The organism is Pedobacter sp. B4419, from assembly GCF_059693725.1.
The window spans coordinates 450,956-477,206 of the sequence record NZ_JCASSL010000002.1 but is presented as its reverse complement, the minus strand read 5'-3'; the positions used below and the strand labels follow the sequence as shown (position 1 = coordinate 477,206).

The following is a 26,251-nucleotide window of genomic DNA, read 5'->3' as shown; positions in this document are numbered from 1 at the left end:
TATGCGGATTATTTACTTATTAACCTGTTTTTTCCTTTTGTTGAGTTCAATAACGGCTATGGGCCAAAATGGAGCCAATAAAATAATCAATGTAGATTTTTCGCAGGCCAAAATCAAAGAAGTGGTTAGCGACCTTGAACAAAAGACCGGAGTGCATTTTTATTATGACGAGGTGCAGCTTGACAGCTTAAGGTTTACGGTAAAGGTCAATCAAAAGCCCCTCGACTTTATATTGGGGCAACTATTTGAAAACACCAATTGCTACTTTGCCATTTATAAGAATACGGTTTTCCTAACTAAAAGCAATGCAATAAGCTTAGTCCCAGTTAATGGGGCTCAGGTCGCTCCTGTTGCTCCTGTCTTAGCTAATACTGGCGGACAAACCATACAAGATGCGGGTACACCCAATAAGTTGTACGTGGTAGGCATCAAAAGCGGTGCATCAAAGAAAACTACGGTTACGCTAACGGGGTTTTTAAAGGAGGTCTCAGGCAAGCCTATTGCCGGCGCCAGTGTGGCAACCGCAAATCCAAAGGTAGAATCTGTTTCAAATCAATCGGGATTTTATAGCCTCACGTTGCCAAAAGGACAACATGTGTTAGTTATAAAAGCGCCAGGCAAGAATGAAACCCAGCGCCAAGTGTTGCTCAATAGCGATGGACAGTTGAATATCGAAATGCGCGATCCGGTACATACGTTGCGCGAAGTAGAAATTACAGCCACCAAAGCCTCCAATACAAAAAGTGTAGAGATGGGGGTAAGCAGGCTTGATCTGAAAGCCATTAAAAAAGTGCCCTCTTTATTTGGAGAACCAGATATTTTGCGCGTGATTTTAACTTTGCCGGGTGTACAAACCGTAGGCGAGGCCACCACTGGCTTTAATGTGCGTGGAGGTTCTACAGATCAAAACCTCATCTTGCTAAATGATGCTACCATTTATAATCCATCGCACTTTTTTGGGTTTTTCTCTGCTTTCAATCCAGATATTGTAAAGGATGTAGAACTCTATAAAAGTACCATCCCTGAGAAATTTGGTGGCCGTTTATCGTCAGTACTCGAAGTGACGAATAGAGAAGGCGATAAGAAGAAGTTTACGGGCTCTGCAGGTATTGGCATTATTACCAGCAGGTTAAATATCGAAGGGCCTATAGACAGTGGTAAAACTTCGTTTATTTTTGGGGGTCGGGTTACCTATTCTAATTGGCTGCTCAAGCTCTTGCCTGATGATTATAAAAACAGCAAGGCTTCTTTCTACGACCTTAACCTGGGCATTAATCATCAGTTTAACGAAAAGAACGAACTTTCTTTCTCTGGATACTACAGCAAGGATGCCTTTAAGCTCAACAGCGATACTAATTATAATTACAGCAATAAAAACGCATCCATCAAATGGAAGCATGTATTTAATCCGCAATTGAGCAGTTCCTTTACTTTAGGTGCCGACCGTTACGAATATCAAATCAAGAGCGATGCCAATCCTGTAAATGCCTATGGATTGAGTTTTGATATCAATCAGTTTAATTTTAAATCGGATTTTACCTATAATTTGAGCGCACAGCACAAGCTTAATTTTGGACTTTCTTCTATCTATTACAAACTACATCCAGGATCTTATCGCCCTGTGGGTGGCGCTTCTTTGGTTACCGAAGATATTGTGCCTGGCGAACAGGCATTAGAGAGTGCTTTGTACCTTGGCGATGAGTTTAAGGTAAGCGAGCAGTTTTCGGTGAATGCAGGTATCCGCTATTCTATTTATAACTATTTGGGGCCACAAACCGTGAACAGTTATGCGCCAAATCTGCCGGTTACCGAAGACAACCAGACGGGAACAACCAGCTATGGCAAGAATAAGCTGATTAAAACCTATCAAGGGCCTGAGTTCAGGATTTCGGCCCGTTACAGTTTGGCAAGCAATCTTTCCATTAAGGCGGGATACAATACTTTGAGGCAATATATTCACCTCTTATCCAACACTACAGCAATTGCACCAACAGATATTTGGAAGCTCAGCGACCCTAACATCAAGCCTCAATTGGGTGAGCAGGTTTCTTTGGGCTTGTACAAAAACATCAACACTAAAAGCATAGAAACTTCGGTAGAGGTTTATTACAAAAAATTGAAAGACTACCTCGATTATAAAAGCGGAGCAAACCTGGTGCTGAACCATCACATCGAAACCGATGTAATCAATACCAAGGGCCGTGCTTACGGAGTGGAGTTTTTGCTGAAAAAGAATGCCGGAAAACTAACAGGCTGGATGAGCTATGCCTATTCGCGCACCGAGCTTAAAATGACCGACGAAAACAATGGGCCAATTGTTAATTCGGGCAATTACTATCCGGCAAACCAAGATAAGCCCCATGCCTTTAATTTTACGGGAAACTATGCCTTTAAACAAAGGTACCATATCTCGCTTAACGTAACTTATAGCACCGGTAGGCCAATCACCCTGCCTATTGCCAAGTATTATTATGCAGGTAGCGAACGTGTTTATTATTCAGAAAGAAATGCCTATCGTATTCCTGATTATTTCCGTACGGATCTTTCTTTTAACATCGAAGGCAACCATAAATTGAACCAGACCTTTCACAACTCCTTCACTTTTGGCGTATATAACCTTACAGGCAGAAAAAATGCTTATTCAACTTATTTTACGCAGGAGAACGGGGTAATTAATGGCTACAAGCTGTCTATTTATGCAGCGGCATTGCCTTTTGTGAGCTATAATATCAAATTTTAAACCATGGAAAAGGATCAGTTATTATATCATATGCCTCGTACCAAGCTAGCTGGCTTTTGCCTGTTGTTAGCACTTTGCTTTGTATTTGGGTGTAAAGACAAGTATACACCGGTTTTAGATAACAACGTTACGAATTTGTTGGTTGTTGAAGGATTTATCAATGCTGGGGGCGATTCGACCATCATTAAATTAAGCCGAACCGTTCAGGTAAGCAGCGCAAGCACCTTAAGTCCCGAAACCAATGCTACGGTAAGCGTAGAAAGCGAAAGCAATGAAAACTTTCCCTTGGGCGAGATTAAGGCCGGTGTTTACAGCGCTTTGCCCCTAAGCTTGAATGCCAGCAAAAAGTATAGGCTAAAAATAAGAACCAGCAATGGTTCAACCTATCAATCTGACTTGGTAGAAGTGAAGTTATCGCCAGTGATTGATAAAATAGGCTGGTCGGCCAAATCAAACGGCCTACAGATTTATGCCAATACACACGACGCCAGCAAAAAATCTATCTATTACCGTTGGGAATTTGAAGACAGCTGGATTTTTTTCGCCAAGTACCGTTCGCAGCTGATCTATAGGCCCGGTAGCGGGGGGCTGGATAGCCGCGGACAATTGGAAGATATCTACAAATGCTGGTCTAGCGGTATTTCTACAAGAATTGCATTGGGTTCTTCGGCCAAGCTCAACGACGATGTGATTAACGAAGGTCAGGTACTACTGATTCCGCCTACTTCAGAAAAACTGTCTGAAACCTATAGTATATTGGTAAAGCAATATGTGCTCACTAAAGAGGCTTATGCTTTTTGGGATAACCTCAGGAAAAATACTGAAAGCTTGGGTTCTATTTTCGATGCCCAGCCATCGCAACTCACTGGAAATATCCACAATGTGGCCAATGCCGCAGAGCCTGTGCTGGGCTTTATCAGTGCGGGTAGCGTGCAAAAGCAGCGCATTTTTGTCAATAAAAGCGATTTGCCTAACTGGACGCCTACCTATCCCTACAATACCTGCGTGGCGCCAGATATTGTGCGAACCGGTGGCGAAGAGAGGTTTAGAGACGGAACGCTTATTCCGTTGGAATATGAATATGTTGGCGGCGTGCCGATAGGAACCCGCGCTGCTTCGAGAGAATGTGCTGATTGTACCATTAGAGGAACCACAAAAAAACCATCATTTTGGCCATAAGTATTGAAATATGAATAGAATATACCCTAGATTAATTCTTGTAGTACTTTTTGCCACGGTACAATTTACAGTAAAGGCACAGGTGCTCAATACCGTGCGCAATGCTTTTGATGCTTATCAGCAAAATCATTTGCAAGAAAAACTGTTTGTGCACACAGACAAGGAAAAATATATAGGTGGCGAATTGTTGTGGTTAAAAATCTATGATGTAAATGCGGGCAACAATCAGCCGATCACTTTAAGTAAAATAGCTTATGTAGAGGTTTTGGAAGCAAATAACCAGCCTTTGGTACAGGCGAAGGTAATGCTGGATCAAGGTAGAGGAAGCGGTTCGATTATGCTTCCGGCCGAATTGACTACCGGTGCCTATAAATTGAGAGCTTATACCAATTGGATGCAGAATTTTGGACCCGCTTCGTTTTTCGAAAAGCAATTGGTACTGATTAATCCACTGGAAAACAAAAGCAGGCAACAAAACGAAAAGGCAGGTACAGACCTGCAGTTTTTTCCAGAAGGTGGCGATATGATTGAAGGACTGCCCGCTACAATTGCATTTAAGGCTTTAGGTGCAGATGGTAAGGGCAAGGCCTTAAAAGGAGCGGTAATCAACCAGAAGAACGACACCGTTGCCAGGTTCGAAACCCTGAAATTTGGAATGGGCCGATTTGCCTTTACGCCACAGGCTGGCCAAAATTATAAAGCAGTAGCAAGTTTAGGGAATGAAAAGATCGTAAAAGACCTGCCGGCTGCCAAAGCGCAAGGCTATGCGCTGATGCTAGAAGATAAAGATGCTGGACAATTGAATTTAACCATCAGTACCAACCTCAACGTTAACGAAGTTTATCTCTTTGTGCACAATGGCCAAACTACTAGCTTAGCCGAATTGGCTCCTGTAAGTGGCGGAAAAGCATCGATCCAGATTGACAAGGCAAAACTTGGTGATGGATTGGCTCATTTTACTGTTTTTGATGCCAACGCACAAGCTGTGGCAGAGCGATTGTATTTTAAAAGACCCAGCCAAAAGCTAAAACTCGATGCCAAAAGCGATTTGTCGGTTTATGAGCAACGCAACAAGGTGAACATCGATTTTATCGCTCAAAACGAAGCTGGCAAAGGCATTGGGGCCGATGTATCGGTCTCGATCAGGAGATTGGATTCTTTGCAAGGCCTAGACCTGCAGGATATCCAAAGTTATTTATGGCTGAGTTCTGAACTAAAGGGCGCTATCGAATCTCCAGGCTATTATTTTCAGGACGGAAACAACGAAGCCAATACCGCGTTGGATAATTTGTTGCTGACCCAGGGCTGGCGCAGGTTTGCTTGGCCAGAGCTAATGCAAAAAGGCCTGCCTACTTTTAAATTTACTCCCGAATTGCAAGGCCATCTCCTTAGTGGCAAGCTCAGCAAAAATGGAGCTGCGGTAAAATATACCAACGTTTATTTGAGCATTCCTGCCAAGGGGCGTCGCTTTTATGAAAGCCTTAGCGATGTTAATGGCAACTTTACCTTTAATGTGCCCTATTTGTACGGAACAAATGAGCTGGTGATCCAAACCGATAGAACAGATACTACTTCGTTAATTTCGATAGCCAATCCTTTTGCCGAACAATTTACCAGCACTATAACATCCGGTTTTCAGTTGCAGAACAGTGCAAGCGAAGATCTTGAGCTATATAATTTGAGCACACAGGTGCAAAATAGTTTCTCGGCCCAGCAGCTTAGGCGTTTTTATGCTGCTGCTATTGATACAAGCCGTTTTTATGGCAAACCGTTTAGAACCTATTTTTTAGATGATTATACTCGTTTTAGAACCATGGAGGAAACCTTGAGGGAATACACTACACAGGTTTTCGTGTCTAAAAACCAAGGAAAATTTAACCTGAGGCTGTTGGGAAGCGATGTAGCTTTAAACGACAACCCATTGGTGCTCTTAGATGGCGTTCCCTATTTCGATATGAACAGGGCGATGGACATTGACCCTAATAAGATTCAAAAATTTGACATCGTTCCAGAAGCTTATTTTTATGGTTCTTCGGTTTTTCAGGGACTGTTGAGCTTTAGCAGTTTTAAAGCCAGTTTGGCCAATATCGATATCAACCCCAATGCAGTGGTGCTAGACTATGATGGGATGCAGCAGCAACGGGAGTTTTATGAGCCTAAATATGAAAATGCCACGCAGCAGCAAAGCCGGATTCCCGATTTTAGAAATGTACTTTATTGGTCGCCTTCGGTTTATATAGATAGCCAAGGTAAAGGCAGGGCAGAATTTTACACCTCTGATTTACCGGGAACATACATTGGAATTATTAACGGCCTGTCGCAAACTGGCATACCTGGAACAGGGACCTTTACTTTTCAGGTAAAAGCCAAGTAGGCAAAATACCGATTATTAGGTATTTCTTAAGCTGTCGATTTGCAATAACTTGTGCCTTTGTACAAGTTGATTATGGCTAAGCAACAGTTGCTGTTCCTCATTTTCTCTTTTTGGAGCTTTTTGGGCTTTGCCCAGCAAGCAAAAAACAGCATTTCTCCCATTATTCAGAAAAGCCATGCCGATAAGATCGAATACTTCGATTTTTGGAATGAAAAGCACTTGCTTTTATCAGCTAGCAAGCATGAGGTAATTTTATGGAATACCCAAACCGGTATGCAGCTGCGCGCTATCCCTTTGCCCTATAATGTGGTTGGCGCAAGCTTTTGCAAGGAGGGCAACGAGATTGCGGTGTTGCTTTATGAACACGCAAAAGATGCCTCGCTTCGTTTTTTCGATTCCCGCACAGGAAAGTCCTTAGATACACTGGCTTATTACACCAAGAGTTTTAACGATGTTTATTACAAAACATTTGATCGTTTAGAACGCAACAAAATCGGTACAGAATTGCTTTTGAAGGCCTTTGATGAGGTGTTTCTGGTAGATGCCCTGAAGAAAGCCAAAACTGCAAAATTTAAATTGCCGGATTATAACGCTAAATTCGCCTTTACCGCAAAACCTGGGCATTATTTGATGGCCTATAAACAGGATGCCCAACATAAACTGGCATTAATAGATGATAAAGGCATAATTGTTAAAGAATCAAAACCTTTAGCCGAAGAAAGCCGATCCATAACCACAAATGGAAAAACAGCTTATGTGCTAGGGAAAAGCGGACGTATCAGGATTTTTGCGGAAGACTTGACCTTAAAAGACAGTATCCTTGCCGAAACCAAAGCCAGCATGTATACCGAGCTCAAGATGAGACTGAGCGACGATGAACAGCATCTCGTCGTGCCCTTAAACGACAACGCAATAGTTTATAGTTTGGTTCAGCAAAAATGGATCAACAAAGCCATGAGCAGTTACGAACCTGTTGTTGCGATTGCTGCCGATGCCAGTCAGTTGGCAAAGCTGGGCAAGAACATAGAATTTGTTCAGGCAGCTACAGGCAAGAAGATATTGGAACAGGATGCGATGGCCTCTACCTTACGCGGATTGAGTTTTTCGCCAAAGGGAAACGTACTTACTACAAGCAACAGTTCTTCTTTTTCTACATTTAGCCGTGGTATCAACTTGCATAATGCGGCGCAATTTGAGCAAAACGTAGCAGTAGAAAGCTGGATTTCTGATTCATTGGTGCTTTGCATCAAACAGGAATACCTAAATACAGGCGATTCGAAACATAGTGTACAGATCAGGAATATTTATTCGGGTAAAGTGCATCAATCGATCAGCAAAGAAGGCTATGCCATTAGTTCGGCGTCCATATCGCCCGATGGCAAAACATTGGCTTTCTTGTCGCCCTTAAAATACCGTTTGTTTATCGCTACCGGACCAAATTTTACGGACGTAAAAGCAATTGAGCTCAAGCAAATAACCAATACCAAAATATTGTTCTCCCCAAATTCGAAGTACCTCGCTCTCGGTGGCGAACAGGCGATCAAGGTTTACGACCTCGAAAGCAAAAAGTGGATCGTTGGAAAAGACGAACTTTCGGGCTACGGCATCACCGAATTGGCATTTACCCCAGATAGCAAGGCCTTGTGGTATGAGTACAGCGATTTCCATGAGAAAGGCGTAGGAATCAATTATATCGGCTTTCAATTGAAAAGCTTTGATGTGGCTACTGGAAGCTCTTCTCTCAAAATGAAACTGCTGAACGGTCCAATAGGCGATATTAAATTCAATACGGCCAATAGCCTTGTATGTTTGGCTTACCTCGATGGCTTGGTAGAGCTGAGAAAAATAGCGGATACAAGTTTAATCTTTGGTAGAAAACTGCACAGCGGGGTAGTGGGCGAAGTGATTTTCCATCCCAACAACAAGTGGCTGTTTACCTCAGGCGATGACAATCAATTGTCTGTACTCGATTATGAAACAGGTAAAATTGTGCTCAAAGCAGTTCAGCTCTATGCCAACGGTAAATCGGGGATTGCCCTTTTTGAACCGAATAATTATTACATGGTGCCGGCTAACAACGTTTCAGGCTTGCATTATGTACAGGAATTCAATACCTATTCTTTTAAACAGTTCGATTATAGGTTTAATCGGCCGGATAAAATATTGCAAGCACTCAAAAGTCCAGATACGGCATTGATCAGTTCCTATCGAAAAGCCTATGAAAAACGCATCAAGAAATTGGGCATCGATACCAGTCTTTTTACGGCGAATTACAGTGTGCCACAGGCAGATTTTGCCAATAGAAACCAAATTGCCTTCGAGCAAAAAGCCAGTCAATTGAATTTGCAGATAAAGGCTGGCGATATGGAACTTCCATTAGACCGGCTGAATATTTGGGTTAACGAAGTTCCGGTGTATGGTTTGAAGGGAATCAATCTCCAAGCTGGCAAAAGAAAAAATATCGATACGCTGATCTCAGTAGCCCTGAATAACGGGACCAATAAAATAGAAGTTTCGGTAATTAATGCCAGTGGTATAGAAAGTTATCGCTTGCCCTTATTGGTGAACTATAGTCCGACAGAAAAAATACCAGGGAAGCTGTATTTTGTAGGCATTGGCATCAATAATTTTGAACAGCAGAGCCATAACCTGCAATGGAGCGTAAAGGATATTAGAGACTTGGCCGCAAAACTGAAAGAAAAATATGCCGCCCAGCTAGAAATTGATACGCTTTTTGATGAACAGGTTAGCAAGGCTGCGGTTTTAGCCATTAAGCAAAAACTTAAGCAGAGCAAGGTTGACGACAAGGTAATTGTGGCCTACTCTGGCCATGGATTGTTGAGCGATCAATATGATTATTTCCTTTCAACTTATAAAGTAGATTTCAATAAGCCTGAAAAGGAAGGCCTATCTTATGATTCGTTTGAAGATTTGGTAGACAATATCCCCTCACGGCAGAAGCTGGTGCTGATTGATGCCTGCCACAGTGGCGAAGTAGATAAGGAAGAACTGCAACAATTAAATCAGGCACAAGTCCAATTAGCCAACAATGGCGTACAGGCTAATGCTGATCAAGTAAGTAAGGGCATTAAAGTAATCAATACAGGCAAAAATGGTAAGGTTGGAATGAAAAACAGCTTTGAACTGATGCAGGATCTGTTTGCCAATATCGGCAAGGGCACTGGGGCTACCATTATTTCGGCTGCCGGTGGCATGCAATATGCCTTGGAGAAAAACAGCCTCAAAAACGGGGTTTTTACCTATAGTATTTTAGAATACATGCAGCAACGCAGTTCTACCGGCATTAAGGATTTAAAGAAAAGGATAAACGAAAGGGTGGTCGAATTGACCTCGGGCATGCAACAACCCACTTCCAGATCGGAGAATAATGTAGTAGATTGGAAAGTTTGGTAGGCTTTTTGGATTATTTATACACAAGCCTTATGCTTGAAATAGAGCTAAAATAAAGATAGCCTAGCCGAAGGAATTTTGAAGAAAACAAATGAGTAGCTTATCTTCGCTTTAAGTAAGTCAATCCGAACCAATTAAATGAAATCCCCATGAGAAAGTTATTGCTGTTTTTCCTTTTCGTTAGTTTATTGTTGAACGCTAATGCGCAAACCGACCCATTTATTAATGAGATCAACTATTTTAAAAAGCAAGACAGCCTTAACTTCCCGCCAAAAAAGGCCGTTCTCTTTATTGGCAGCTCAACCTTTACCAAATGGAAAGATGTACAGGACTATTTTCCCGGGCATACCATTATTAACCGAGGTTTTGGCGGTTCGTCATTGCCCAATGTAATTCAGCATGTTGGTGATATTGTGTTTCCCTACAAGCCAAAACAGGTGGTAATTTATTGCGGAGAGAACGACTTTACGGGAGGCGACCAAGTTACAGCAAGTATCGTAACAGAACGCGTAAAGCAATTGATCGATCTCATCAGGACTAAATACCCGCGAGTACCTATTGCCTATATTTCTATTAAGCCAAGTCCTTCCCGACTAAAATATCAGCCTAAAATGATTGAAGCTAATCAAATGATTGCCGAAATGGTGAAAAAGATGAAGAAAGTCACTTTTATCAATACCTACAATTCGATGCTCAATGCCGATGGCAGCATTATGCAGGATATTTTCCTATCGGATAATTTGCACATGAATGCGAAGGGTTATGCCATCTGGCAAAAAATAATGGAACCTTACTTAAAGTAGGCAGTTAGCAGTTTTCAGGAGGCAGTTTATAATTTAACCGTAAGGCGAAGTTTTCAAAAAGAATAAAAGCGTTCGTCATTGCGAGGAACGAAGTAATCTCTTTCAATAGGTTCTTAGTTTTTGGCTGTCTGCTTAACCACAAAGTAAGTTCTCGGTACTCTTAGTGTCTTGGTGGTTCACCTCACTAGGTGTGCTTTGTTTTTATGTGGTAAACACGCTACACGTAGTCCTTCTTTTTCATAATGGCTAAATAACCAATGTCTCCTCAAAATCATAATCAGCAAAAAGATTTGTAAAATTATACCAATCGGTATATATTTGTATCGTCAATTCAGCATCATCATGTCAAAGGCAGAGCGAACAAAAGCTTATATCATTGAAAAAACCGCGCCAATCTTTAATAAAAAAGGATTTGCAGGTACTTCTTTGGCCGACATGACCGAAGCCACAGGATTAACCAAGGGCAGCATCTACGGTAATTTTGCCAATAAAGACGAAGTAGCCTTGGCTGTTTTCGATTATAACTTTAAGAGGGTGAGCTCGGCAATTGGTCGCGAAATGGCCAAGAGGACAAAAGCAAAAGAAAAGTTGATGGTATTTGCCGAGTTTTATTCACAGGTTTTCGAACCGCCATTAGATGCAGGTGGCTGTGCGGTACTCAATACCGCGGTAGAATCAGATGATACGCATGCGGGTTTAAAAAAGAAGGCCAGTCAGGCAGTTTTATCGTGGAAGGCCAACATTGTGCAGGTAGTAGAGCAAGGCATCGCCAATAATGAATTGAGCAAAACATTAAATCCAGAACAAGTTGCATTAACCATTATTGCCTTATTTGAAGGTGGGATCATGATTGCCAAATTATTGGAAAGCAAAACAGCAATGAAACTGATTATGGATTCGATGCGAAAAATGATCGAAGGGCTGAGCTAAATTTTTTTAACCTAAAATATACCAATTGGTATTAAATTATGAAAAGAACGAAACAAATTACTTGGGAAGATCCGGCACCAGGCGCCAAACAAGCCTTGCAAATGAATGGCATCGATTACCTTAAAGCCATGAGTGCAGGTCAGCTGCCTTTGCCACCACTGTTATACACGCTTGATTTTCAGGTTGGAGAGCTTAAGCCTGGCAACGTATCTTTTTCTTTTGTACCTCAAGAATTTCATTATAACCCAATAGGATCGGTACATGGCGGAGTGATTTCGGCCATATTGGATTCGGCCATGGGCTGCTCGTTGCATAGCTTGCTCGAAGCGGGAAGGGCCTACACCACTTTAGAACTGAAGGTAAATTTTTTAAAGGCGGTAACCATTCAAACCGGAGAATTGCAGGCAGTAGGAAAGGTCATTCATTTGGGCGGACGTACGGCTTTAGTGGAAGCACAATTATTGGATGATAAAGGTCAGGTGTATGCGCATGCCACCAGTACCTGTATGATCTTTAAATTTTAAGAAACAATTAAAAATCAGAATAAAATGAAAACAACAAACAACACCATATTAATTACCGGCGGCAGTGCTGGCATTGGTTTCGAATTTGCCAAATTATTGATTGAAAACGGCAACAAGGTGATCATTATCGGCAGGGATCAAAACCGATTGGATGAAGCTGCTCAAAAACTGGGCAAGGTAACGGCCATCAAGGCTGATGTAAGCAACGCATTGGATGTAGAGCAGTTGGTGGCTACGCTGAAACAGGATTTTCCAGAACTGAATATTGTGATCAATAATGCTGGCAGTGCTTTTTATTACAGCTTGAACGACGACCAACAAAACACTTTTGACAATGCATCGACCGAAATGTTGACCAACTATTTGGCCATTGCTAGGCTGAACCAATTGCTGTTGCCTGTGTTAAGGACACAAGAAGAAGCAGCCATTGTAAACGTATCGTCGATAGTGGCTTATGTACCTGGAGCCAGCTTGCCTACCTATTCGGCCAGTAAGGCAGCGCTGCATTCGTACAGCAAATCGCTGCGCATGACTCTAGAGAATACACCGGTTAAAGTTTTTGAAGTCTTGCCTCCATTGGTAAATACCACTTTCTCGGTAGAAATTGGTGGAGAGAATGGCATCCCGCCATCGGTAGTTGCCGATGATTTATTAAACGGCTTGGCCAACAATGAATTTGAGATCAGGGTAGGTGATACGGCAAAAATCTATGAGCTTTTCCTATCTTCGCCCTCTGAAGCACTAAATGTAATGAATGCCAAAAGAGCCGAACAGCTCGATTCGATCAGTTAGTTTGCTGATTGGATTCATTTGCAGATAGGGTTTTGTCAATAAAACACATTTTATGAAAAGAGTAGTTGTAACCGGGCTTGGAGCCATTACGCCTTTAGGCAACACGGTAAACGAATTTTGGGAAAATATCTTGGCAGGAAAAAGTGCTGCCGGCCCAATTACAAAATTCGACAGTTCGAAATTTAAAACACAGTTCGCCTGCGAGGTAAAGGATTTCGGCATTGAAGCCTATCTTGATAAAAAAGAAATCAAGAAGTACGATATGTTTACCCAATACGCCATTGCAGCCAGTGATCAGGCCATTACAGATGCCGGGCTGGACTTTGGACAAATGACTGAAGAAGAGCGCTATGATGTTGGCGTGATCTGGGCTACCGGAAACGGAGGCATCAGCACCTTCGAAAATCAGTTGAAGGAATTTAACGGGGGCGATGGAACACCTAGGTTCAATCCTTATTTTATTCCGAAAATGATTGTTGATATCGCTGCGGGTGTAATTTCAATCCGCCATAAGTTGTATGGACCAAACTATTGTACTGTTTCGGCCTGTGCCTCTTCTAATACGGCCATCATCAATGCCTTCGATACCATTAAAATGGGCAAAGCCAAGATTATGGTTGCCGGTGGTTCTGAAGCTGCGATTACCGAGGCTTCGGTGGGAGGCTTTAATGCCGCACAGGCCCTGTCAAAAAACAATGAAGATCCGCAAGGTGCTTCACGTCCTTTTGATAAGCTACGCGATGGTTTTGTGATGGGCGAGGGTGCAGGTGCATTGATTTTGGAAGATTTAGATCATGCTTTGGCCAGGGGTGCTAAAATTTATGCCGAACTGGTAGGTACTGGCATGGCAGCCGACGCTTATCACCTTACGGGTACACACCCAGAAGGCTTGGGCGCCGCCTTGGGTATGAGCAAAGCCATTAAAGAAGCCGGCATCGAACCAAAAGATATCGATTATATCAATGCGCACGCTACTTCAACCGGTATAGGCGATATCAGCGAATTGGTAGGTATGAAACGTGTATTTGGCGATCACCCTGTTAAGGTAACTGGTACCAAATCTATGACTGGACATTTATTGGGCGCAGCTGGTGCGATAGAAAGCATCATTTCGGTACTTTCTGTACAGAATGATGTTATTCCACCAACGATTAATACCACTGAGTTGGACGAGGCTGTTCCTGCAGGATTGGAAATTGTATTGGGCAAGGCACTTTATCAGGAAGTGAATTATGCACTGAACAATACCTTCGGTTTTGGAGGCCACACGGCGACCAGTCTCTTTAAAAAGTATAAAGGTTAAATAAAAGTTCATTAGCTGATCAGTTCATTGGTGTTGGTGGCTGAGAACTGAAAACTGTGAATTGTGAACTGAAAACTGCCTTCAATTAATTTTGGAGGCAGTTTTTTATTTTAGATAAGAGGCTGTCTATTTCAAAAGGCTTAGCCAAAAAGTCGTTGGCCCCGGCACTTTCTGCTGATCGTTGCAGGTCGTTGCTGGCCGAGATCAAAATAACGGGAATATTCTTGGTCTTTTCGTCGGTTTTTAATTTCTTGCACAGTTCTCTGCCATCAGAACCCGACATCCAGATGTCAAGCACATAGATATCCGGCAGTTCGCCATCAAAATTCAAAACCGTATTTCCGTTTAAGGTAGTGCTTACTTCATAGCCTTCCATCTCTAACATCATGCCTATCGCATCTAAAATTCCGGGATCGTCATCGGCAAGTGTTACCCTTTTGTTTTTACTGTTCATCAGGTTGTATTTTTGGCTTGGTTTAATAATCGTTTGTACGTGTTCTCGGAATAGAGAAACAAAATTTAGAGCCTTTGCCTTCCTGGCTGCTTACCCAAATTCTGCCACCTTCCCGCTTAATAATTTCAGATGATATAAACAGTCCCAAGCCAAGGCCTGGAAAAGTATGCTGCATATTGCCGCTTACCCTATAAAACTGCTCAAACACCTTGTTGAGCTTGTCTTCTGCTATTCCAATGCCAAAATCCTCTACACAAACCACAATGTTTTCGCCCTCAATGCTGCTGTGCACTACAATTTGTTCGGCATCTGGCGAGTATTTAATGGCATTGGTAATCAAATTGGTGACCACTTGGCTTAGCCTTTCCCTATCAGCAAAAACAAGCCCTACTTCCTGTAGGTTTTCACTGATCTGGTGTTTTTCTGAGGTGCGTTGTAGTTCTTCAATGGCAAAATGCATCATTTCGTTAAAATCGAAATAGGCATGGTTGTATTGCAGCTTGCCAGAGTTTACCTTGGTTACGTCCAATAAATCGCCAATTAAACTGGTCAAGCGGTTCAGTTGGGCATCCATCTTTCTCATCAGCCCCGCTTCAACGATATCTCCTTTTTTTAGCAGCATCCTTTCCAATACCTGCCCATAGGCCTTGATACTGGTTACCGGCGTTTTGAGCTCATGGCTGGCAATGCCGATAAAATCGTCTTTTTGCTGTTGGAGCTGCTTCGTCTCGCTTATATTTAATGATACGCCAATAAAGCTGATAGGGTTGCCTTGCTCGTTGTATAAAGCCTTGCCCGATTCCTTGATCCAGTGAATGGAATGGTCTTTCCAATGGATCTGGTACTCGGCATCGAAGACGGTGCCATTTAGAATTGCCGAATCTACGGCCTTAACAACCGCTTCTTTTTGGCTAGGTTCTATAAAGTCGAGCAATTGTTCGTAGGTAAGTTCGGTTTCTGATTTGAAGCCATAGTTTTTGCAGAACTGCTCAGACAGTTTTACTTTTTTGGTTTTGAGATCAAGCTCATAAGAACCCAGTTTTCCAGCTTCTAAGGCAATGGCTAAGCGCTGGTTGATTTGGATCAGCTCTTCCTTGGCCTGACGCTGTTGAGTAATATCCATTGCCGTACCCAGCATGCGCAGTGGCTTATGGTCGGCATCGTAGTAGATTTTTCCCTCAACCTTAACCCAATGTATAGACTTGTCTTTCCAAATTACCCGAACTTCATAATAGATCTGCCCTATGTCTAAGGCCCTTCTATGGGCATTTATCCTAATGCCACGATCGTCTGGATGGATTACATTGGCATATTCCGAACGTACAACGTGATGGTCGAAGCCAAAAATCTCATCAAAACGTTCTGAAGTTGCCATTTGCCCGCTGCGCAAGTCTAAATCGAAAGTGCCCAATCCGGCAGCAACCGTAGCCAACCTGGCCCGTTCTTCCGCATCTTGTATCTTCAACCTGTTTTCAAGCATATCGGTAATATCAATGGCTACCACCATAATGCGGTTAATACTGCCATCAACATCCTTTAAAGGCTCATAAACGTAATTGATATAGGTGGTTTCTTTTTTTCCGTTTTTGATAATGGTGATGTTTTGCTCGTTGCCATAATGCGCCACGCCGGTTTTCATCACTTTTTTAAGCACATGTTCAAAGCCTAAAGACTTGGCTTCGGGCAAGGCATCCCACAAGGGCCTTTCTACAAAGTCTTTTCTTGCTTTATCCGCCAGTTTCAGGTAGGTGTCATTCACCTCCTCCACAAAGAAATTTTCCCCTTTCAAAATGATCATGCCTACAGGCGCCTGTAAGATGAGTTTTCTAAAGTTTTCTTCGCTTTCTTTAAAGGCATTTTGGGCAACAATTTCGTCGGTAATATCCTGGAGTGTTCCATTGAGACGATAAGCTACGTTGTCCGCATCAAACAAGGCCTTGCCTCTGGCTTTGACTATCCGCTCTTTGCCAGTTTTGATGTTTTTAAGGGCGTATTGGATGGTGTAATGGCCTCCGGTTTCATGATCTAACGACTTTTGAATGGCTTCCCTAACCTTAGGTAAGTCTTTTTCTGAAACGGCTTGCAGTGCCAAATCAAGATCTATATCTGTCTCTGAATCTAAGCCGAACCATTTTCTTAAACGGTTGTTGCAGGTAAATTTGTTGGTTTGCGGATCAAGATCCCAGGTGCCCAACTCTGCCGCATTAATGGCAAACTCGAGTTCTTTTTTGTTTTGCTGCAGTTCGTTTAATGTATGAATGCTGTTGGTGGTTTCTACAACGGCTACAAATATCCCAGCTACTTTTTCGCTTTCGTCTTTAACGGGGCTATAGCTAAATGTCCAATAAACATCTTCAATCTGTCCGTTTCTGAAAATTGGCAACAAGATATTTTCGCTCCAGGTAGGCTCGCCTTTTTGCAATACATCATTGAGCATATCGCCAATTTCATCCCATATTTCTGCCCAGCATTCTTTGCCAGGCTGTCCCATGGCTTTGGGATGCTTGCCATCATTGCCTAGGCTTTTTCGGTAGGCGTCATTATAAAAACAGATGTATTCTGGTCCCCAAAATAAAAACATGGGAAACTTAGAGTTGATGATAATACTGAGGGTAGTCCGCAAACTTTGCGGCCATTGGGCGATAGGGCCAAGGATGTTTTTGGACCAATCAATAGAGCGTATAAGGGCACCGCATTCGCCACCCCCACTAATGAAACCATCGGTCATGCCAAGCAGTAATTATCTGTTTGTAAGCTAAAAAATGATTATATCTTGATTAAACAAAGAAATGGTTTTTTTGTTGGAGTTAAAAAAATTATTTAGCAAGATAATTAGCTTCGATCGTCAGTTGACCTCAACTACCAAATTTTTAAGTTTTTCTTGTGTGCGGTAGGCATCCCGGCCCAATTTTCTTAACATGCGATAATGGGAGCCCAATGCGCTGATAAAGGTTGGACTTTCGATATAAGGGAGATTGAACTCCAATGCCGTAGCTTTTACAATCTTGCCGATTGCAGGATAATGGATATGGCAGATTTTTGGAAACAGGTGATGTTCTACCTGTCTGTTAAGGCCGCCGCAAAAGAAACCGGCTAGCTTACTGTTTACCGCAAAATTAGCAGTGGTCATCATTTGATGGGCTGCCCAGGCCTCTTCAATGTTGCCATCGGTGTTGGGGTGCGGGAAACTGGTTCCTTCTACCACATGGGCCAACTGAAATACCAAGCCCAATACAAGCCCCTGTGCCAGCTGCATGCTTAAAAAGCCGATCAGGAATTGCCACCAGGTTACATCCAATACAATTAACGGAAGGATAATAAACAAAAAGTAGTACAAAAACTTGAAAAAGAAAAGGTTAAAGTATTCGATTTTCGGGTGGTCGGCAATTTGACAGCCGATTTTGGTCTGGAAAAATTTTTTGTAGTCTTTTCTAAAAACCCACGAAAGCATGGCAAAGCTGTAAAGACCAAATGCATAAACATGTTGAAAGCGTTGGATTTTGTTTACGGGCTCTTTTTCGCAAAAACGGATCAAGCCAGGTGCAACGTCTATATCTTCATCATGCCCCGAAATATTGGTATAGGTATGGTGAACAATGTTATGGCAAATACTCCAAACGTAAGCACTGGCACCGATTAGGCTAAACAGAAAACCAAAACTCTTGTTGATGATCGGCTTGTTGGAAAAGGCCTTATGAATGGCATCATGGCAAATGTTAAACCCTACAAAAGCACCAAAAATGCCTAATAAAATCCCTAGACCCAATAAGACAAGCGGATGCAGGTTAGCCAACAGAATTGTTAAATACAATGAAATAAAGGTTCCTAAAAAGAAAACTGCTTTGACCCACATCGAAGCATTTGCATTTATGCTAAGATTTTGATCTTCGAAATGGTCATCAACACGTTTACGTAGGGTGGCATAAAATGTGGATTTATTGGCATTGGTAAACTTGACTTTCTTTGTCATATTTCGTTTAAAACGTGCTGAGCGTATTTTGTATATTAAGCTAATGTACCTTAATAAACGGCTTATGCACCATGAAACTTGATTTAATTTAAGCGCTTATACTTATGTACGCAAAATGGACAGCAAAAGATGTTCGGATAGGGAAGTTTTAAGCAATGCCATGCTGCTTGGCAAAATTGATGAGCGCGGCTGTGTTTTTAAGTGCAAGTTTGCTTAATATGTTGCGCCTGTGCGTGGTAACGGTAAATTCTGCAATAAATAGTTTTTCGGCAATTTCCCTGCTGCTCATTTCGCTGCAAACCAATCTGATGATTTCGACCTCCCTTTTAGTAAGATGGTGCTTTTTTGTAAACTCGTCTGTAAAAACAGATTTGGCAGTTGTTGAGCTGTCTTCTTCCTCCGGAAAATAGAAACGGCCTTGCTGGGTTTGATCAATGGCGTTAAGAAGGTCGCTTTTAGAGCCGTTTTTGAGTACATAGCCATTGGCACCCATGGCCTTGGTTTCTTTGATCAGCTGCGATTGATGGTAGTTCGAAAGCACGATCACTTTAACCTGCGAATAATTTTCTTTCAGGTGCTTGAGCGTAACCAAGCCATCCATTTTGGGCATGTTTAAATCCAACAATACGATGTCTGGCCTTTTGGTAGCGATTTCCTGTAACAGCACGAGGCCATCATTGGCGTATCCAATAACTTCAAAGCCTTCCAATTCATTAAAAAAGGCAATTAGACCATCAATCAGGATCTGATGGTCGTCTGCAATAAATAGTTTAAGAGTTGCCATTGTTCGGTTCTGTTTTCATATAGCCTGTGGGAATATCAATCACAATCAAGGTGCCTTTACCAGATTGCCCTTCAATGCTGATTTTGCCATCGTAGTAGTCTATTCTGTTGGCCAAAAGCTTAATGCCTTTTCCTTTTTGCTCCTGTGCATCGGCCATGCCCTGGCCATTGTCTTCCACATAAAGGTTAATCGAATCGCTATGTTCTATCAACTGAAAAAAGGCATTGCTGGCTTTGGCATGTTTCACGATGTTTTGGAAAAGCTCCTGTACAATTCGGTAAAAGCTCACCTGAAAATCTTCTGGGTATTTGGCAAGGTCGCCAAAGCCATGGATCAAGTGTTCGATATAGATTTTGCCCGAAGTATTGATGTCTGCAATCAATTGTTCGATGGCCTTGACCAGTCCATATTGCCTAATGGCCACCGGCATTAATTGATGGCTCATTTCACGAACGGTATCGGCAAGGTCGCCTAAAATGCGATTGGCCGTTTCGAGCTTTTCGGGAGCGATGGTCTCTTTTTTTTGAGGGTTTGCCGAAAGATTTAGCCTCACCACCGAAATCATCGACCCTACTTCATCGTGCAGCTGATCGGCAATGCGCCAGCGCTCTTCTTCCTGCGAGGTGGCTAGTGCCTTGATCACTTGGCTGCGGTGTAATTGCTTTAGTCTTTCCATTTCAGTTAAATGAAGCTGTTTAGCCTGTCTGCGTCTTTGGAAGAGTAGGGAGATGACGATAATGCCCGAAACCAAAAGCAAGCCAAGGCAGGTGATGATCCAGTTGTTGCGTTGCCTGTTTTTGGCAAAGCGGAGTGCCTGTAAATCCTTTTGCTGCTGGAAGAGCGTTGCCTTCTGCTTGTCTTTTTCAATTTTGTATTTATAGCTCAGTTCTTTGGTTAGGGCAATCAATTCGTTCTTGTAGCTGAAATCTTTTTGTAATAGAACTTTACTAAACACCGTTGGAGACAAGGAATCGAACCGTTTAAGGTGCAGCTGGTAAGCTTGAAGGTAACGTACGCCAATGGCGCTTGTATTGAGGGGTTTAGGCAATGCATTAGCCAATAGCCTAAAGAAATAGCTGGCACTGTCTTTTTGCAGCTGCTTGCTTTTGAGCTGTGCCAATTGCAATAGGGCGTCGAGGTAAACAATTTCGCGCTTTCCTTTTTGGAATGCCCCAAATAGCAAACTGTAATTTTTAAAGGCCCGCAAATATTGTTGCTGATGCTCCAAATACATTCCCTTGGCCAAAATGATATTGGGTGTAGCCGGCACGCCAAGCTGTTCGAGCTCTCTAAAATACTGGCTGAGCAACTGCGATTGGTTGAGCTTGATTGAGTTAATGAGCAACAGACTTAAAATTTCTGCCTGCTCCTTGGCCGACATCGGCGTATCTGAATAAAGCTCGGTAAGGAGGTTAGCTGCTTTTACATTTTCATCCACACCAAACAAGCCATTTACATAGGCAATTTTAATGTCCCTTTGCTGAGTTGCTGGCGCTGAATGAAGCGCTTTATCAAACATCTGTCGCAAGCCGGTGCTGTTTTTAGTCAAGCCATAGCTTTGGGCCAGCAAGCTGAGGCTATTGACGGCCAGTGTAGGCTTGCCACGGCTAATTGCCGTTGCCTGTTGCTGATAAAAGACCGTTTTTTCCACTTTCCCTAATCGGGCATAAGCCAAAGCCAACTGAGCCTGTGCATAACTGAGCTGGGAGCCATGATATTGAGGCAGCATCGCCTCGGCCTCGGCTAAATAAGTCGCTGCTTTTATGTTTTGGGTATTGATAGCCTGATTTGCCATTTGTAGTCGTTCCTCGAATGGAGAGGCATAAACCTGTCTATTGGCCATTGGTGCTGCCTTCGCTGTGCAGACAACGAAAAAGGCGAACCCCAAAAAGAGCAGTAGCTTATACATTTAGATTTTATAATTGGCTTGAACAACAAAATATGAGCTGATAAGCCAGCAAATGAATCATTGCAAACAGACAGCTGAAAATAACAGCTAATTTTATCGATATAAATACCTAATAATAAGTATTTTTGAATCTGATGTGTCTTTTGCGATGAGAAAAATAATATACATTTTGTTGTTTGCAGTAGTGGCGATGGCCGCTTGTAAAAAAGCTAAAAACAATCCTGACCCTACGCCACCAACACCGGTTACGCCAACGCCTACCAACGAACTTCCAGCAGGCGCCAAAGATGGGGTGGCTTTTATCAACGGAGGTACTTCGGCCATTGTAACCTTATATGCACCTGGTAAAACCTCGGTTGCATTGATTGGCGATTTTAACAATTGGCAGGCCTCGGCAGCTACACAAATGAAGAATACCGCCGATGGCAATACCTGGTGGATACAACTAGATGGCTTAAATCCAAGTACCGAATATGCCTATCAATTTTTGGTAAATGGAACTTTAAAAGTGGCCGATCCTTATTGCGAGAAGGTTTTAGATCCAGATAACGATCCTTATATCACTGCAAGTGTTTATCCGAGCCTGAAGGCTTATCCAAGTGGCAAAACAACTGGAATTGTGAGCGTAATGCAGGCGAATCAGCCCAGCTACACTTGGAAAAACATCAGTTTTATCCGGCCCGACAAGAATAATTTGATGATTTACGAATTGCTCATCCGCGATTTCACCACAGAACATACTTATGCATCGACCCTGCAAAAATTGGATTACCTGGTTAGTCTTGGCGTTAATGCCATAGAACTCATGCCCGTAACCGAGTTTGAAGGCAACTTGAGCTGGGGTTACAATATCTCTTATTACTTTGCTCCCGATAAGTACTACGGCACCAAAACGGCCTTGCAGAATTTTATTGACGAATGCCATGGCAGGGGCATTGCCGTAATTATGGACATGGTGTTGAACCATTCATTTGGCCAATCCCCAATGGTGCAACTGTATTTTGATGGCAACAAACCCACAAGCAACAGCCCTTGGTTTAATGTAGATGCCAAACACCCCTATAACGTGGGTTATGATTTTAACCATGAAAGTCCAGCAACCAAATATTTTGTAAAAAATGTGGTGAAGTTCTGGATGCAACAGTATAAAATTGATGGCTTTAGGTTCGATTTATCTAAAGGCTTTACCCAAAACTATACCACAGGGGATGCTGCTTTTGCGGCTTATGATGCAAGCCGAATTGCCATTTGGAAAGAATACAACAATTACATCAAAAGCATTGATGCCAATAATTTCTATGTGATTTTAGAGCATTTTGCCGATGCCACCGAAGAAAAGGTATTGGCCGATGAGGGTATGATGCTTTGGGGCAATTTGAACCACGATATGAACGAGGCGACCATGGGCTGGCTGGACAAGTCTGATTTCTCATGGGGATTTTTTGCCAAGCATGGTTTCGCCAAATCTGAAAACCTGGTCGATTATATGGAAAGCCACGACGAAGAACGGATGAACTATAAAAATATCAGTTTTGGCAATTCATCCGGCAGTTATTCTACTAAAGATCCCGCTACTGCATTGAAGCGCCAGGAAATGGTCGCTGCTTTTCTGTTTGCCATGCCTGGTCCAAAAATGGTTTGGCAATTTGGGGAGCTTGGTTATGATATCAATATTGATTACAATGGTCGTACAGGCGAGAAGCCAATTAAGTGGGATTACTACGATAACGCGCAAAGGAAAGCGCTGTACAATGCCTTTGCTAAATTTATCAGGCTTAAAAAGAACAATGCTATTTTCGCAGGTCAAAATCCAACCTATGGCTTAACAGGAGGTGTAAAATACATCAAATTAACCAATGGAAACAATACGGTTATCGTGTTGGGCAATTTTGATGTGGTAAGCCAAACCGCTAATATCGACTTTGGTTCAACCGGTACTTGGACAGATGCAACTGGTGGTACCAATTTAAATCTGCCACTTAGCATTTACTCAGGTACCTTGGCTCCAGGAGAATATCATATCTATAGTAAACAAGCCTTGAATTAAGATGTTAAAGAAGTTAGCTGCCGTATTTGTCTTATGTTACGGCATAGGTGTGTTGCATGCGCAAGATACTCTACAAAATGTAATTCCAAATAGGGTAAACAGTGTTGAACAACAAAAGAAGCCCTATATAATTCTGATTTCTATCGATGCTTTTAGGTGGGATTTGGCTGATAAATATCAAGCTAAAAACCTCATCCGCCTAAGAGAAGCAGGCGTACAAGCCGATTATTTGAAGCCATCTTTTCCCTCGTTGACCTTTCCTAACCACTATGGTATTGTCACCGGACTTTATCCTTCGCACCACGGCATAGTAGATAACATCTTTTACGACAAGCAAAGGGCAATAGTCTACAAAAAATCGGACAAGAAAATGGCGGTTGACAGCTCTTGGTACAACGGGAAGCCGTTGTGGGTGTTAGCGGAACAGCAAAAAATGCTGAGCGCCATCTTCTATTGGCCGGGTTCCGAAATTTCGATGGATGGCATCAGGCCGACTTATTTTTTCAATTACAATGAAAGCATTCCCATAAATAGGAGAGTAGCCATTGTTAAAGATTGGCTGCAGCTGCCGGCTGAGAAAAGGCCACATTTTATTGCATTGTATTTTCCGCAGGTTGATCAGGCTGGACATAAATTTACTGTCGATTCTGAACAGGCCAAAAAAGCCGTTGAACAAGTTGATGATGCCATAGGGCAGTTAGTAGATGCCGTAAAAGCTACGGGGATCGATGCTAATTTTATATTGCTCTCTGATCATGGCATGACGAGCATCGATAATGAAAACACCATTTCGCTTCCCAAATCAATTAGCTTAGACCAGTTTACGGTAACTCCAGGTAATGCATTGTTGCATCTCTATGCCAAAGACGAGTCTTTTATCAAACCAACTTACAAGGCTTTGAAGGCCGAAGCCAAAGATTATGAGGTATACTTGAGCAAAAAGGTGCCCAAGGCTTGGCATTACAATAAAAAAGAAGATAAATACAATCGCACCGGAGATATTTTGTTGGTACCGCATTTGCCTAAAGTGTTTAACATTAACGGCGTGAAGCCAGATTTTGGCCAACATGGATTTGATCCAGCCATACCTGATATGCATGCCATTTTTTATGCCTGGGGTCCGGCTTTCAAATCGGGAATGAAAATTCCAGCCTTCGAAAATGTACATGTCTATCCGCTTATCGCACGCATCTTGGGCCTAACTTATACGCAACAAATTGATGGTAAGAAAAAGGTATTAAATTCAATTGTGAAGGAATAAAGGGCTAAAATTTAAAGTCTTGGCGGTAAGCTCGAAAACATTTCGCAACTATCGGCATAATTAAACCTAAAGTCAGTTGATATAGAGATTAAAGTAGTAACAATTTCGTGTTTTTGCTAAATATAACTTTCAAATCTTGATATTTACTTTATCAACCAACCAAAAACTATATGAAGAAAATTTTTACTACAACCTTACTTGCTTTAACCTTTATTGGTTTTGTCCAGGCACAGCAACGTCAGGCAGGCCAAAACGGTCCTCGTCCGGCAACTGCGCCAGCTGGCACAACCCCTGCGGCAAAAGAAGAGCAAGCGCCACGTGCAGCTGCGACCTCATCGAGAACAATTAATCCCGAAAGTTCGGTAGTAACCAACCATACCGTAACCATTAAAGGAAAAGCTGTCCCTTACAAAGCTACTACAGGCACTTTGCCGGTTTGGGATGAAGAAGGCAAGCCAATCGCTGGTTTGTTCTATACTTATTACGAACGTTCTGATGTTCAAAACAGAGACAGCAGACCTTTGGTGATTTCATTTAACGGTGGCCCAGGTTCGGCATCGGTTTGGATGCACATTGCCTATACGGGTCCTGTAGTACTCAATATTGATGATGAAGGCTATCCAGTTCAGCCTTATGGCTATAAAGACAACAGTTCGTCTATTTTGGATATTGCCGATATCGTTTACATCGATCCTGTTAACACGGGCTATTCTCGTGCAACAAACAAAGATGTACCCGGAAGCAAATTCTTTGGAGTAAGAGCTGATATCCGCTATTTGGCTGAGTGGATCAATACTTTTGTAACCCGTAACAACCGTTGGGCATCGCCTAAGTTCCTTATCGGCGAAAGCTATGGCACTACCCGTGTTTCTGGCTTGGCTTTAGAACTGCAAAGCAACCAATGGATGTATTTGAATGGCGTAATTTTGGTATCGCCAACAGAACTGGGTATCGAAAGAGGAACCGTAATGGATGCTGCCTTGCGTTTGCCATACTTTGCGGCTACTGCTTGGTACCATAAAATGCTGCCAGCCGATTTGCAAGGGAAAAAATTGCAGGACATGTTGCCAGAAGTAGAGAAATTTACGGTAGATGAACTTATTCCAGCCATTACCAAAGGCGGTTTCCTGCCAATGGATGAGAAGAAAAAGATTGCGACCAAAATGGCCAGGTATTCAGGCATTTCAGAAAAAGTAATCTTGCAAAATAACCTCGACGTATCCACCAATTTATTCTGGAAAGAACTGTTGCGTGATAAAGGCTATACTGTTGGCCGATTGGATTCGAGGTATAAAGGGATTGATAGGGCAGATGCCGGCGATGGTCCAGACTATAATGCAGAGCTTACTTCATGGCTGCATTCGTTTACGCCAGCCATTAACATGTATCTTCGCAATGAACTAAACTATAAAACCGATTTGAAATACAACATGTTCGGTCCGGTTCACCCATGGGACAATACCGGCGACCGCACCGGCGAGAACCTGCGTGCAGCCATGGCCCAAAATCCATATTTACATTTGTTGGTACAATCTGGCTATTATGATGGTGCCTGCGATTATTTCAATGCCAAATATGACATGTGGCAAATGGATCCTAGCGGAAGATTAAAAGATAGAATGACCTGGGAAGGCTATGAAAGTGGCCACATGATGTACCTGCGCAAGCCAGATTTGTCAATGGGCAACGACCACATCAGGGATTTTATCCAAAAAGCTTTGCCTAAACCAGGAGTTCCTGCTAAGTTCTAAACTATTAACTAACCTAAAT

The 26,251-nt window shown here is 42.5% G+C and carries 17 protein-coding genes; 12 read left to right on the top strand and 5 right to left on the bottom strand.

Translation table 11 applies throughout. The features are described 5' to 3' along the window. Position 1: 1 nt before the first annotated feature. From AC570H_RS13775 to fabF, 9 genes are all read left to right on the top strand, one after another. Positions 2-2,740, top strand: a complete 2,739-nt coding sequence (locus tag AC570H_RS13775) for a TonB-dependent receptor (protein WP_497355747.1) — start codon at positions 2-4, stop codon at positions 2,738-2,740. Between the two features lie 3 nt (positions 2,741-2,743). After that, on the top strand, positions 2,744-3,919 hold the full coding sequence (locus AC570H_RS13770; RefSeq protein ID WP_497355745.1) for a DUF4249 domain-containing protein: 1,176 nt from the start codon (positions 2,744-2,746) through the stop codon (positions 3,917-3,919). A gap of 10 nt (positions 3,920-3,929) precedes the next feature. After that, the gene (locus AC570H_RS13765) at positions 3,930-6,293 is read left to right on the top strand and encodes a hypothetical protein (protein WP_497355743.1); all 2,364 of its coding nucleotides are present in this window, start codon (positions 3,930-3,932) and stop codon (positions 6,291-6,293) included. 72 nt (positions 6,294-6,365) lie between these two features. Beyond that, on the top strand, positions 6,366-9,707 hold the full coding sequence (locus AC570H_RS13760) for a caspase family protein (protein WP_497355741.1): 3,342 nt from the start codon (positions 6,366-6,368) through the stop codon (positions 9,705-9,707). Positions 9,708-9,853: 146 nt separating this feature from the next. Further along, positions 9,854-10,507, top strand: coding sequence for a GDSL-type esterase/lipase family protein (locus tag AC570H_RS13755; protein WP_497355739.1), 654 nt, complete (start codon positions 9,854-9,856; stop codon positions 10,505-10,507). Positions 10,508-10,849: 342 nt separating this feature from the next. Next, positions 10,850-11,437, top strand: a complete 588-nt coding sequence (locus AC570H_RS13750; RefSeq protein WP_497355737.1) for a TetR/AcrR family transcriptional regulator — start codon at positions 10,850-10,852, stop codon at positions 11,435-11,437. A 38-nt stretch (positions 11,438-11,475) separates the two neighbouring features. Further along, positions 11,476-11,961: a PaaI family thioesterase gene (locus tag AC570H_RS13745; RefSeq protein ID WP_497355735.1), complete on the top strand. Its 486-nt coding sequence runs from the start codon at positions 11,476-11,478 to the stop codon at positions 11,959-11,961. Between the two features lie 24 nt (positions 11,962-11,985). Next, positions 11,986-12,753: an SDR family oxidoreductase gene (locus AC570H_RS13740; RefSeq protein ID WP_497355733.1), complete on the top strand. Its 768-nt coding sequence runs from the start codon at positions 11,986-11,988 to the stop codon at positions 12,751-12,753. Positions 12,754-12,805: 52 nt separating this feature from the next. After that, the gene (gene fabF / locus AC570H_RS13735; protein ID WP_497355731.1) at positions 12,806-14,056 is read left to right on the top strand and encodes a beta-ketoacyl-ACP synthase II; all 1,251 of its coding nucleotides are present in this window, start codon (positions 12,806-12,808) and stop codon (positions 14,054-14,056) included. 85 nt (positions 14,057-14,141) lie between these two features. Here fabF and AC570H_RS13730 read toward each other — a convergent pair whose 3' ends face one another. The 5 genes from AC570H_RS13730 to AC570H_RS13710 form a co-directional block, all read right to left on the bottom strand. Beyond that, positions 14,142-14,510: a response regulator gene (locus tag AC570H_RS13730; RefSeq protein WP_497355729.1), complete on the bottom strand. Its 369-nt coding sequence runs from the start codon at positions 14,508-14,510 to the stop codon at positions 14,142-14,144. A 22-nt stretch (positions 14,511-14,532) separates the two neighbouring features. Next, complete coding sequence (locus tag AC570H_RS13725; RefSeq protein ID WP_497355727.1) at positions 14,533-17,091, bottom strand: PAS domain-containing protein; 2,559 nt, start codon at positions 17,089-17,091, stop codon at positions 14,533-14,535. Positions 17,092-17,355: 264 nt separating this feature from the next. After that, a complete protein-coding gene (locus AC570H_RS13720; protein WP_497355725.1) occupies positions 17,356-18,480 on the bottom strand; it encodes a fatty acid desaturase family protein in 1,125 nt (374 codons plus the stop codon). Between the two features lie 148 nt (positions 18,481-18,628). Beyond that, complete coding sequence (locus AC570H_RS13715; RefSeq protein WP_497355723.1) at positions 18,629-19,264, bottom strand: response regulator; 636 nt, start codon at positions 19,262-19,264, stop codon at positions 18,629-18,631. Beyond that, positions 19,251-21,173 carry a sensor histidine kinase gene (locus tag AC570H_RS13710; RefSeq protein WP_497355721.1) on the bottom strand — a complete coding sequence of 641 codons (1,923 nt, stop codon included), beginning with the start codon at positions 21,171-21,173 and terminating at the stop codon, positions 19,251-19,253. The genes AC570H_RS13715 and AC570H_RS13710 overlap by 14 nt, the downstream gene beginning before the upstream one ends. Positions 21,174-21,321: 148 nt before the next feature. Between AC570H_RS13710 and AC570H_RS13705 the strand changes: the two genes are divergently transcribed. The 3 genes from AC570H_RS13705 (at position 21,322) to AC570H_RS13695 (ending at position 26,232) form a co-directional block, all read left to right on the top strand. Beyond that, entirely contained in the window at positions 21,322-23,220 is a 1,899-nt protein-coding gene (locus AC570H_RS13705) for an alpha-amylase family glycosyl hydrolase (protein ID WP_497355719.1), read from the top strand. 1 nt (position 23,221) lies between these two features. After that, positions 23,222-24,481, top strand: a complete 1,260-nt coding sequence (locus tag AC570H_RS13700) for an alkaline phosphatase family protein (protein ID WP_497355717.1) — start codon at positions 23,222-23,224, stop codon at positions 24,479-24,481. Between the two features lie 170 nt (positions 24,482-24,651). After that, positions 24,652-26,232 carry a S10 family peptidase gene (locus tag AC570H_RS13695; RefSeq protein WP_497355715.1) on the top strand — a complete coding sequence of 527 codons (1,581 nt, stop codon included), beginning with the start codon at positions 24,652-24,654 and terminating at the stop codon, positions 26,230-26,232. Positions 26,233-26,251 lie beyond the last annotated feature (19 nt).